The 11,838-nt window shown below is 37.0% G+C and carries 12 protein-coding genes; all 12 read left to right on the forward strand.

Annotation, left to right across the window (positions count from 1 at the left end; genetic code table 11):
- The first annotated feature begins 302 nt into the window (after positions 1 to 302).
- The gene (locus tag V7077_RS21225; RefSeq protein ID WP_335505598.1) at positions 303 to 1,718 is read left to right on the forward strand and encodes an amino acid permease; all 1,416 of its coding nucleotides are present in this window, start codon (positions 303 to 305) and stop codon (positions 1,716 to 1,718) included.
- A 181-nt stretch (positions 1,719 to 1,899) separates the two neighbouring features.
- Positions 1,900 to 3,132 carry an ATP-binding protein gene (locus tag V7077_RS21230; protein ID WP_335505600.1) on the forward strand — a complete coding sequence of 411 codons (1,233 nt, stop codon included), beginning with the start codon at positions 1,900 to 1,902 and terminating at the stop codon, positions 3,130 to 3,132.
- A 174-nt stretch (positions 3,133 to 3,306) separates the two neighbouring features.
- A complete protein-coding gene (locus V7077_RS21235) occupies positions 3,307 to 4,470 on the forward strand; it encodes an HD-GYP domain-containing protein (RefSeq protein WP_335505602.1) in 1,164 nt (387 codons plus the stop codon).
- A gap of 133 nt (positions 4,471 to 4,603) precedes the next feature.
- On the forward strand, positions 4,604 to 5,791 hold the full coding sequence (locus tag V7077_RS21240; RefSeq protein ID WP_335505604.1) for a hypothetical protein: 1,188 nt from the start codon (positions 4,604 to 4,606) through the stop codon (positions 5,789 to 5,791).
- A 227-nt stretch (positions 5,792 to 6,018) separates the two neighbouring features.
- Positions 6,019 to 7,104 carry a hypothetical protein gene (locus V7077_RS21245; protein ID WP_335505606.1) on the forward strand — a complete coding sequence of 362 codons (1,086 nt, stop codon included), beginning with the start codon at positions 6,019 to 6,021 and terminating at the stop codon, positions 7,102 to 7,104.
- Positions 7,091 to 9,259: a molybdopterin oxidoreductase family protein gene (locus tag V7077_RS21250; protein WP_335505608.1), complete on the forward strand. Its 2,169-nt coding sequence runs from the start codon at positions 7,091 to 7,093 to the stop codon at positions 9,257 to 9,259. The genes V7077_RS21245 and V7077_RS21250 overlap by 14 nt, the downstream gene beginning before the upstream one ends.
- Positions 9,259 to 9,819, forward strand: a complete 561-nt coding sequence (locus V7077_RS21255; RefSeq protein ID WP_335505610.1) for a 4Fe-4S dicluster domain-containing protein — start codon at positions 9,259 to 9,261, stop codon at positions 9,817 to 9,819. The genes V7077_RS21250 and V7077_RS21255 overlap by 1 nt, the downstream gene beginning before the upstream one ends.
- 12 nt (positions 9,820 to 9,831) lie before the next feature.
- A complete protein-coding gene (locus tag V7077_RS21260) occupies positions 9,832 to 10,356 on the forward strand; it encodes a Rieske (2Fe-2S) protein (protein WP_335505612.1) in 525 nt (174 codons plus the stop codon).
- Positions 10,346 to 10,540, forward strand: coding sequence for a hypothetical protein (locus tag V7077_RS21265; protein ID WP_335505614.1), 195 nt, complete (start codon positions 10,346 to 10,348; stop codon positions 10,538 to 10,540). Before V7077_RS21260 ends, V7077_RS21265 begins: the two co-directional genes overlap by 11 nt.
- Positions 10,530 to 10,841 carry a hypothetical protein gene (locus tag V7077_RS21270; protein ID WP_335505616.1) on the forward strand — a complete coding sequence of 104 codons (312 nt, stop codon included), beginning with the start codon at positions 10,530 to 10,532 and terminating at the stop codon, positions 10,839 to 10,841. Before V7077_RS21265 ends, V7077_RS21270 begins: the two co-directional genes overlap by 11 nt.
- Positions 10,828 to 11,109, forward strand: a complete 282-nt coding sequence (locus tag V7077_RS21275) for a hypothetical protein (RefSeq protein ID WP_335505618.1) — start codon at positions 10,828 to 10,830, stop codon at positions 11,107 to 11,109. Before V7077_RS21270 ends, V7077_RS21275 begins: the two co-directional genes overlap by 14 nt.
- Positions 11,110 to 11,164: 55 nt before the next feature.
- Positions 11,165 to 11,824, forward strand: a complete 660-nt coding sequence (locus V7077_RS21280) for a sensor histidine kinase (protein ID WP_335505620.1) — start codon at positions 11,165 to 11,167, stop codon at positions 11,822 to 11,824.
- Positions 11,825 to 11,838 lie beyond the last annotated feature (14 nt).

Here is an 11,838-nt window from a genome sequence, read left to right on the forward strand (position 1 = left end):
CATATTATAGGGGATGGAACGTGTTCGTTCGGAAAAAGCACTTCAGAAGAGAAAGTTGGTCTTTTTAATATATAAAAAAAGATTTTCTACAATAACGTAATATTCGAGTAAAACAGTTGATGATAGTGAAAAATACGTAAAAATAGTACATATTTATGGGAATTAATGTCTTGGAACTATTTTGAAATAGTTTATTTTTTAAAAATTTATTGCTTTTTCTGAAAAATGATTATATTATATCCAATATAAGTTTTAAATATCTTTTCAGAAATTTCCGAAATCAGCCCGAGGGGGGTTATATAATGAATTTATTTAGAAAGAAATCAATACAACAGCTTATTCAAGAAGCTGGTCAAAGGGATGTAACCTTAAAGAAAGAGTTAGGAGCATTTGATTTATCAATGCTTGGAATTGGTGCCATTATTGGAACGGGGATATTTGTGTTAACGGGAGTAGCTGCAGCCGAACATGCAGGGCCGGCCTTAATACTATCCTTTGTCTTATCCGGGTTGGCCTGTGTATTTGCAGCCTTATGTTATGCAGAGTTTGCCTCGACAGTCCCGGTTTCCGGCAGTGCTTATACTTACAGCTATGCTACCTTTGGTGAGATTATCGCATGGATTTTAGGCTGGGATTTAATTCTCGAATATGGGCTTGCATCCTCAGCAGTAGCCAGTGGTTGGTCAGGCTACTTCCAAGGGTTAATAGCAGGGTTTGGAGTACATTTTCCTAAAGCCATCACAAGTGCTTATAATCCTGCAAATGGAACGTATATTGATGTTCCAGCTATCTTAATTGTATTTATTATCACAATGTTACTAACACAAGGTGTAAAAAAATCTGCCCGATTAAATACTATTATGGTTCTTATCAAATTGGCAGTTGTCGTATTATTTATTGTTGTTGGAGTATGGTATGTTAAACCAAGTAATTGGACTCCGTTTATGCCTTTTGGATTCTCTGGTGTGACAACGGGTGCCGCTACAGTCTTTTTTGCTTACATTGGTTTTGATGCTGTTGCCACAGCCGCGGAAGAAGTGAAAAATCCACAAAAAAATATGCCGATTGGTATTATTGCATCACTATTAGTTTGTACGGTTTTATATATCCTTGTATCCGGTATATTAACAGGGATTGTTCCTTATCAGCAGCTAGATGTTAAAAACCCAGTAGCTTTTGCTCTTAACTACATCCACCAGGATTGGGTGGCTGGTTTCATTTCTCTGGGCGCTATTGCCGGTATTACGACAGTATTATTAGTTATGATTTATGGACAAACACGTTTATTCTATGCAATCAGCCGTGATGGCTTACTGCCTAAGGTATTCTCTAAGGTAGATAAAAAGAAACAAACACCAATGATGAACTCTTGGATCACTTGTATAGTGGTATCAATCTTTGCGGGATTAGTTCCATTAGGAAGGCTTGCGGAATTGGTTAATATCGGTACATTATTTGCCTTTATGACTGTATCAGTTGGAATCTTATATCTTCGTAAAAATAAGCAGGCACCCAAAACAGGTTTCCGTGTACCATTTGTACCTTATATCCCGATCCTTGCTTTCTTATTCTGTGGCTATTTAGCTCTTCAGCTTCCAGCTATATCATGGGTTAGTTTCGCTATTTGGCTAGTGCTTGGATTACTTGTTTACTTTGGTTATGGACGCAGGCATTCAACACTAAATTATAAAGCTGACCGAATCAAGAACGTCAGCTAATCAACTGGAAAAAGAACTTGCTTTTAGTAAGTTCTTTTTTTTTTTGATAAAAAAATCGAAAAATGTCGAATTTAATCGATTCGACAAAAATATTGTCATTATAATTATTAAAAAAATGGTAGAATAGGAATAGGTTAGAATATCTACTTTTTTAATACAAGTGAGTTAGGGAGAAACGAGTATGAAAGAGGGAAACAAAAATCCCAAGTTATTTCTTGAAGAAAGAAAGGCTATTATTTTATTTTTATGGTTGTTTTATATTGTGTATTATTCTTTTGAGATTTTTTACTATTTAAGTAAATCAACAATATATAAAGAAAAAGACCAAATTTCCACAAGTATGGGAGGCCTTGGTTTATTATTAGTGGTTTTAATCTTTGGAGTCTATTTTATTAAAAAGGGTAATCCTTTTATTGTTAAGTATATTTACATTTATAGTTACTTAGGAATTGATTTTGTTGATACTTTACTTACTTATTGGGGTAAAATTATACCATATACATCTGGTAATATTGTTGAGGTATTATTTTACCTATATAGCCCGATTTTTGTAAATAAGAGATACTTTTGGATAGTATCATTGGGGCTTATCGGCAAAGAAGTAATACTAGGCTTAATTTTACAAAGTATGCATGTATTAATGCCTATTGTTATTTATATTATCTTTTCTTTAATCGCATATACTGTACTAATTCGATTTAATTCCTATATCAAATCTTTAACTGCTGTTTATGAAGAATTACGTCATAAAGAGAAGTTAGCCGTTATTGGTCAAATGGCTGCAGGGATAGGTCATGAAATTCGTAATCCATTATCATCCTTAAAAGGCTTTGCGCAATTACAGAATGAGCGGAATCCGGATTCAAATGAGTTCTATCCTATCATGATTCAGGAAATTGATAGGATTAATTCAATTGTCAATGATTTAATGTATCTGGGTAAACCAAAAGAAATAAATTTTGAAAAAGCGCGTATTGAAGAAATTATTGCTTATACTCTATCAATTACTCAACAACAGGCTGAGATGCAGGGAGTTAAGATTGAAACGTTTATGGAAGGTCCTTTACCACCCATTGAATGTGATGGAAAACAATTAAAGCAAGTGTTCCTTAATCTAATAAAGAATGCAATTGAATCCATGGTTGAGGGTGGCAAGATTAAGATTAATGTAACTGCGGCCTCTAAAAAAATGTATATCTCTATCCAGGATGAAGGATGTGGTATAGAGGATAGTAACCTCTTAAATTTAGGAGAACCTTTCTTTACTACAAAAATAGATGGAACGGGCCTTGGGTTAATGGTTACAAATCAAATCATTAAGGATCATAATGGAGAGTTGAAAATTGTGAGTGTAATTGGAGAAGGTACAGAGGTAAAAGTTTCTCTACCGATAATGCAGAAAAAAATACAATAAAATAGTTTTATAAATGTACAAAAATCGGCAAAATAATATGTTTTAAGGACTTTTAAGATAAGCTATAATAAATGAGAATAACGAAATTTTATAGATTTTGCTAAAAGAACTAAAATGACGGTGGTATGTGTCCGATTTTGTTGTTTTTTGTCTTAGTAATACTTGGGGGATAATATGATACCATTCGAAGAGAAACGAACAATTAAATGGTTTTTACTATTTTTTTATTTAATTTATTTTGGCTATGATATTTTGTATTATTACGTTTTTCCTGCATTTATGTCACATAGAAAGATAGGTTTACCCAGCCCTTTTTGGTACTTCAATTATATTGTATTAGCAGCACTGATTCCTGTTGTTTATTTCTTAAATAAAAAAAATAAACAAGACAAAATTAAGTATGTTTTCTTTATTACCTTCATAATAACGGCATTTATTGTTGATGTTTTGAGTTACTATGGACGAGGAGAATCCTATGCTAGTGGAAATATGGTAGAGGTCTATTTAATTCTTACCTTACCAATATTCTTAAGTTCCAGATACTTTTGGATAGTAAGCCTAGGGATAATTGCTAAGTATTTTTTAATTGGATTCATTTTAGATACTACCTATGTCTTCCTAGCAGGAAGTCTGACTGCAATTTTAACAATTATGTCATTTTTCTTATTGGTGCGGTTTCAAGGTTATGTTAAGGCAATAAGTGCATCTTATGATAATCAATTGGAAGGGATTGTAAAAGGTGTAATTGCAACCCTTGAATTAAAAGATCCATATACCCGGGGGCATAGTGAAAGGGTTGCATATTACGCATTAATACTTGCAAAAGAAATCATTAAGTTTACAAAAAAAGAAGAGAAGTCCTTTTATAATGCATGTTTATTACATGATATTGGGAAGGTACACATTCCTGATACTATATTAATGAAACCTGGTAAACTTACAACGGAAGAGTTTGAAATTATTAAAACTCATCCTGTAGTAGGAGCAAATGCAGTGAATGATGTAGATGGAATTAGAGATTGTATTTCTATTATTCGTTCTCATCATGAACGATGGGATGGTAAGGGATACCCTGATCAATTAAAAGGAGAAGAAATACCACTTCTAGCTCGAGTGACAGCTGTCGCAGATGCTTTCGACGCTATGACTTCTTCTCGTTCCTACCGGGCAGCAATGTCCAACGAAGAAGCATATAACCGAATAATTGAAGGTCAGGGCTCACAATTTGACCCTAAGATAGTGGAGGAATTTAAAAAGATTTTTCCAAAATGGGTAAAATATCATGAAAAATATCCATGGACAAAAAAATATGTACCTGTAGAGGAGGTGAAAAAATGAAAATTAGAAAGCTTAAGAAAATTAAAACAACTTGCTGGTGGTGCGGTTATTTTGGATTGTAAGAGTTAGAAAGGATGTTTGGAAAAGTGCCAGACATCCTTTTTTTCTAGATTAATTATAAAAGGGTGTTATAATGAGCCTTTCGCTTAGTTCACATCTATTATTAGTCCCAGTTGAGATTCGTCAGGATAAGAGAAATTTTATTGTCGAGGATATAAACACTGGTGATTTTTATGAGATGCCAGAGATCTGCATTGAAGCTATTCATTTAATCAATGAAGGGACTCATTTAGGTTCGATAGAAGCGCAGTTAAAAGAAAAGTATCCTAATGAAGATGTTGATCTTCTTGAATTTGCTTCGTTACTAATGGAAATGAATCTAGTTGCTAAACTTGATGGTGAGAATATTGAACGATTTTCTAACCCAGTACTAAAGAGTGAACGAGGATTTTTATGGATACCTCCTAAAATGGGGAAGTTGTTTTTTAATAGAACTGCTAACTATATATATGCAGCTTTATTTTTTATGAATCTGTTCCTTTTTATCTCCAAACCTACGTTAGTTCCCCAGTATAAGGATTTATTTATATTTAAATATATGACTTTTAATATTCCAGCATGGCTTGTTATAACATTCGTGTTAGTATGTATTCACGAATTGGGACATGTTCTAGCAATGAGGGCCCATAGTCTTCCGACTAAGTTGGAAGTTGGCCATAGATTATTTCTAATTGTTCTGGAAACTGACATGTCATCTGTTTGGAAATTGCCCTCAAAACAAAGGAATATTCTATATTTAGCCGGCCTCTCCTTTGATACTGTGATCTTATCAATAACATTAGTTAGTAAGCTGACCGTTTCAGATAGTTCAAATATTCTTCAAGGTGTAATGAATATTATAATATTAGATACCTTTATCCGAATGGTATATCAACTATGTGTTTACATGAAAACTGATTTTTATTTTGTTTTAGAGAATGTATCTGGCTGCTATAATCTAATGGAAAATGCACAGCAAATGATAAGAAAGAAACTTCCAATATTACAGACCAATGAAATAAAAGATGAGGTGTTTGTTGGGGAAAGGAAAACAGTCCTTATCTATTCCATTTTTTATTTTATTGGTGTTTTATTGACTGTTTCTCTCTATATATTCTTTTATATCCCACAAGTATTGTTTGCTTGGAAAAAAGTTTTTCCGGGATTCTCATATGGTCCTGGCTCGAACTCATTTTGGGATGCGATTGCTTTCTCTTTGCAGATAACAATTGGTTTAGTCCTTCTCCTATACTCATGGCGGAAAAAGTACGTTCAAAAGTAAACCTGTATTTGGACAACGGGAAAGAGAAAGCCAGTGCGCTCTTGAATTCATCCATCTTCAAAACTTCCACCATTCGTTTGTGACAGGAATTTGTCTAAAATAACTTTTTTAGGGGTTTTTCCCCCGCATAATAGGGGATTTCCCTGATATAGATAACACTTCTATTTTTCTTACAATAAGGGTAAGAAAAAACGGAAGTGTTATTTTTTTTGAGGAGGATCAAGAAAATGCAATCAACCACTGTTGCAACGACAAAAAAAGCGGGACGCACTGTAAATGATGCCTTTGCATCACACTTTGCAAAATCCATGTTTTTAACCATCGTCGGACTTATCATTTTAACCTTTATCGGAACCAGAATGTTTACACATATTGACTTAAACCTATACGGATATATGGTCGGCACGCTTGTCTTCATCGGCGGTTTCTTCTATCGCTTCATTGCATGGGGTGAAAGACCGCCAACCAAAATAATTATCAAAAAAGGCCTAAAGCTTTTATTCAGAAAAAGTACCCCTAAAACAGCAGTCAGTCATCTAGCCATTTTTGACTTCATCCGGAACCGTGGCGTGTACCGCTGGGTGCAGCATATTCTAATCGGCTGGGGTTGTGTCCTTGCCTGTATGGTTACCTTTCCACTAGTGTTTAGCTGGATGTATTTCACAATGGAAGACAATGGTTACTATACGATCGTACTTTTCGGGATGAACCTTATGCATGTCAAAGCGGATGGAATTATTGCCTGGATGTCCTATAATGCCCTTAATATTGCCGCAATCATGGTAACAGCTGGTGTCTGTATGGCTTTATACCGCCGTTTAAAAAACATGCAGGCTAGAGCAGAACAAAAATTCATGTATGATTTCTTGCCGCTTTACTTATTATTATTTATTTCAGTTACGGGCTTACTGCTAACCTTTCAAAACGTAGTGCTGCACGGCTGGATGCAGCCGCAAATGTCACTAATCCATCAATTTTCAGTAATAGTAACGTTAATATATTTACCATTTGGAAAACTTGCACATATCCCTTTCCGGCCAATGAGTGTATTCGCAAGAAACTACCGTGAATATTACGCTGAACAGGAAATGAAAAAATGTAAAGTGTGCGGAGATCATTTCGTATCTGTTGAACAATCAAAGGATGTCATAAATGTATTAGGCGTAAATGAGATGGAATTTAACATGGAAGATGGATTTAATCTTGCTGAATTATGCCTGCCATGCCGAAGAAAATATCGCATAGCTAGATTTTCAGGATTCCCAACACATCAAGTAAAGGTTAAGGAGGCAAACCAGAATGCAAAGGGATAAATTTTTTAAAGAAATTGAAAATGTACGTCATCCAAATGAAACTCTGGTTAAGACTCATTGCAGCTATTGCGGTATGCAGTGCGGCATGAACTTGCGAGTAGATACAAGAACAAACAAAATTATTGGGGTTGAACCCCGCTATGACTGGCCGGTAACGGTTGGAAAAATGTGTCCTAAAGGGGTTACCGCTTATCAGCAAACAAACCATTCCGATCGTATTTTAAAACCGTTAATCCGTGATGATGCTTCCTTAAAAGGAACGAAAGAGGGCTTCCGAGAGGCGACATGGGATGAAGCGTATCATTTAATTGCGAAGAAATTCACGGAACTTCAAGCGAAATATGGCAAAGATACATTATCCGTCTTCAGTGGAGTTTCCATGACAAATGAAAAATGCTATCTAACAGGAAAATTTGCACGTGTGGCACTGCAAACACGCTATATCGACTATAATGGGCGCTTCTGTATGTCAAGTGCTGCTGGCGGATTCCTTCGTTCTTTCGGTGTTGACCGTGGTTCAACATTACCTTGGACAGATATCCATGAAACTGATTGCATGTTCATTGCAGGAAGTAATACAGCGGAATGTCATCCAACGTCTATGTTTCGTGTTTGGAACGTACAGGAACGAGGCGGTTACTTGATTGTAGCAGACCCGCGTGAAACACCAATCGCTAGACGAGCAGATGTTCACTTAGACCTAAGACCAGGAACGGACCTTGCACTTGCGAACGGCATCCTTAACCTATTAATCCAAAACGGATATGCCGATGAGGAATTTGTTAACAATCATACAAATGGTTTTGAAGAAACAAAGGATTTAGTGAAAGAATTTACCCCTGAATATACTAGCCAAATTACTGGTGTTGCACCTGAAAAAATTATTCGTGCCGCAGAACTATACGGAAAGGCACCGAATGCCATTGTTATGTTTGCCCGTGGAATTGAACAGCAGCATAAAGGGGTAGATAACGTGTCTGCCTATACAAATATGGCACTAGTAACAGGGAAAATTGGCCGGCCTAAATCAGGTGTTGCTACATTCACTGGTCAAGGGAATGGCCAAGGCGGGCGTGAACATGGTCAGAAATCAGATTTACTACCTGGTTACCGTAAAATTACTAATCCTAAACATGTAGAAGAAGTATGTAAGGTATGGGGAATTACTCCTGAAGAAATGCCGCAGCCTGGTGTTTCTGCATATGAAATGTTTGAATTAATGGATCAAAAGACAATAAGAGGTTTATATTTACTTTGTTCAAATCCAGCAGTATCTGCCCCGAATTTAAACTTTGTCCGCAAAGCGCTAAAAGACCTGGATTTTATGGTTTGTGCTGACTTTTATCTGTCTGAATCGGCAGAATTTGCTGATGTGATTCTTCCAACAGTTACTTGGTCTGAAGATGAAGGCACAGTTACGAATCTTGAAGGACGTATAATAAAAATCAATAAAGCGCAAGAACCGCTAGGTGAATCAAAGCCTGATTGGCAGATTCAAGCCGAGCTTGCCGAATACCTTGGAAGAGGAAAGTATTTCTCTCATTTAAAAACAGCTAGAGATGTTGCCGATGAATTCCGTCTAGCCACTAAGGGTGGTTATGCTGATTATTACGGTGCAACATGGGATAAAATTGACAAGCAAGACGGAGTATTCTGGCCTTGCCGAGATGAAAAAGATCCTGGCACACCACATATGTTCCTAGATAAAAAATTCTATCATCCAGATGGAAAGGCAAAAATTTGTGCCCTTCCTTATCGTCCGCCTGCTGAAGAGCCAGATGCAGAATATCCTTTGCGCTTAACCACAGGCCGCGTTGTGTTCCATTATTTATCAGGTAACCAAACTCGTCGTATTCAGTTCCTGCGTGATATGTGCCCTGAGCCATATGTGGAGGTACATCCAGAAACAGCTGGGAAATACAATATTGAACATGAAGAATATGTAAGGCTTTATACTCGCAGAGGTGAAGCAGAATATAAAGTGAAGATCACAGAGGCCATACGTAAAGATACTGTGTTTGTTCCTTACCATTTTGGCCACGATCAATCTATTAATCTACTAACGATTGCTGCTCTTGATCCGATGTCAAGGATGCCAGAATTCAAAGCCTGTGCAGCGCAGATAGAAAAACTTACAAGAAAGGCGGTCCTATAATGAAAAAACGATTATATCTAGAACTTGAAAACTGTATAGGATGCCGTTCTTGTTTGGCTGCCTGTACACAATGTGGCGGACACGAAGAGCGTAACCGTAACTATGTTTATGACGTTAATCCGCTTGTTAACCGTCAAACGATGCCGCTGATGTGCCTACACTGTGTTAATCCAGCGTGTGCTCGAAGCTGCCCGGCTCAGGCGATCCAAATTCACGAGAGCGGAGCCGTTTTATCCGCTTTGGTTGAAAAATGCATTGGCTGCCAAAACTGTACGATCGCATGCCCGTATGGAATACCAAAGTTTGATACAGAGCAGAATTTAATGTATAAATGTGATTTGTGTATCGACCGTTCAAAGGATGGAATTCCACCGATGTGTGCGAGCGTTTGTCCATCCAATACATTACAATGGTTGACAGACGAGGAAATTGAAGCAAAGCAAAAGCAATTTAACCTCGATAATGGCAAATGGGTAACAAGTATGCCTTACTTAGAAGGCGAAACAAATGTAAAAGTGAATCTTCCTGGAATCCTTCAGGGCGTCACTAAATTGTTTTAGGAGGGATTAGATATGACAGAGAAAAATAATAAAATCCCGTTCAATGAAGATAACTATACTCACAATATTAATCGTAATAATGAACGAAAGCTGGATCGCCGCGGTTTCATGAAAACATTGGTCGGAGCCGCAGGTGTATTCGCGGTTTCCTCTCTTCCATGGGGGGCTTTAGCAGCGAAAGAGCTATCAGGTCTTAGTGATAAAAAATACCCGAAGCACAAAATTACTGATGTCAGTGCAATCCCTGTGGGAGATGCCGTTGATTTTGCCTTCCCTGGTGAACATGACAGTGCGATTTTAATCAGACTGTCTGAAAATAAATATGTAGCCTATCAAAATGCCTGTACACATCTCCGCTGTCCCGTGTTTTGGAAAAAGGACGAAGGTGAGATGTTATGCCCATGCCACCACGGTAAATTTGATGTGAAAACAGGAGAACCAATTGCCGGACCGCCGAGACGTCCGCTTCCTGAGGTTTATGTGAAAGTAGAAAACGGTGCTGTTTATGCCGTGGGGGTGAAACGTTATGAAGCGTAGTTACGTACCCGTTGGCCTCCTTTTGGCTGTACTTTTGTTAAACATAATTTTTACACAATATATGGTCCATCAATATTTCTATCAAAATTATACGAACACCATCATCGCTGCGGTTATCAACATAATATTATTTCCGATTGCCTTGCTTATTTATAAAAAAGGTGTGAATGTCAATGACCAGTGAGACTTATATTGATTTCTGTTTTGTAAGACCAGCAACAGGGCGTTTTGCAGCCGAGATTGATGAGTTATTGAAACAGACTTTTGCAAAAAAGCGGTTAAATTGGTTTTTAGAAGAAAAAACAGTTGAAGGTATTGAAATGGTTGTGGCAGAAATTAAGGGTATGAGCAATTGGCAGTCTGAAGAAGAAACGATCCAATTTATCGAAGAAAATGCTGGTGATGCCTTTTGGGAATATTTGCAAGGCTACAAAATGTTCATCTATCCAGTTTTGAAGGGATGTAATAGCTGTGGAACTCATTAAGTTGACAGATGTAGAGCAGTTTACTGGAGCTCCAGTTGATATTATTATCCAGGATGAACAAGGAAGTGACCAAGCGGCTGCTGTAAGAAAGACAATTAAAACCGTACAGTTTTGTCCTGATCATACACATATTCGGTTTTATTTTGATCATTTTTATTTTCTTGCAGTCCCGCTCACAAGTAAAGTCAATCAATCAGACGAAGTGTGGTCTGCTTATGATGCAGACAGCGGGTTAACCTATAAAATAAAAAAAATTCAGGTCTTTTAATGAGAACCTGAATTTTTTAACTTTCAAATTAGCAGGTTAAAGGGGGGAACTTAAAATGGATGTACGACAGAAAATGCAAAAAATAAATTCATATATCATTGATTCACAAGAAGAGGAAATTAAACGGATTGCCATAGAGCTGCATGAGGGTGTCGGCCAAAATTTATATAGTATCTTAACAGGATTACAGGTTGTGGAATCAGGGATAAACGAGCAGCAGATGAAGAATTATGTACATGAAATGTCACAGCTGATTGAAAAAACAATCCAGGAGATTAGATTATTATCTGTAGAGTTACATCCTCCTACCCTGACTGCCTTTGGAATACTTCCAGCAATGAAAAGCTATCTGAAATTGTATACATCTACGTTTGGGATATTGGTGGACTTAGAATCAGTGGGTGGAGAGTCCAACCTGCCTGAGCGCTCTAAAATTGCAGTTTTTCGTGTGTGCCAAGAAGCGCTGGCCAATATTGCAAAATATGCCGATACATCGAAAGTGAAAATGACTTTCCATTGGTTAGAAGCAGAATTAAAGATTACCATTGATGATTTCGGTAAAGGATTTCAACTTGAAGAACATGACGGCACTCTTCCTTCACATTCATCAGGAATTGCCATGATGAAAGAAAGAATGCATCTCACTGGCGGTAAGTGTGTGATATCTTCTAAAATAGGAGAAGGGACATCAATTGAATTGTCATTGCCCTTATAGTAGCAAAGGAGATT

The sequence above is a fragment of the Neobacillus vireti genome, from assembly GCF_036962465.1.
Taxonomy (GTDB): Bacteria; Bacillota; Bacilli; order Bacillales; family Cytobacillaceae; genus Neobacillus; species Neobacillus vireti_B.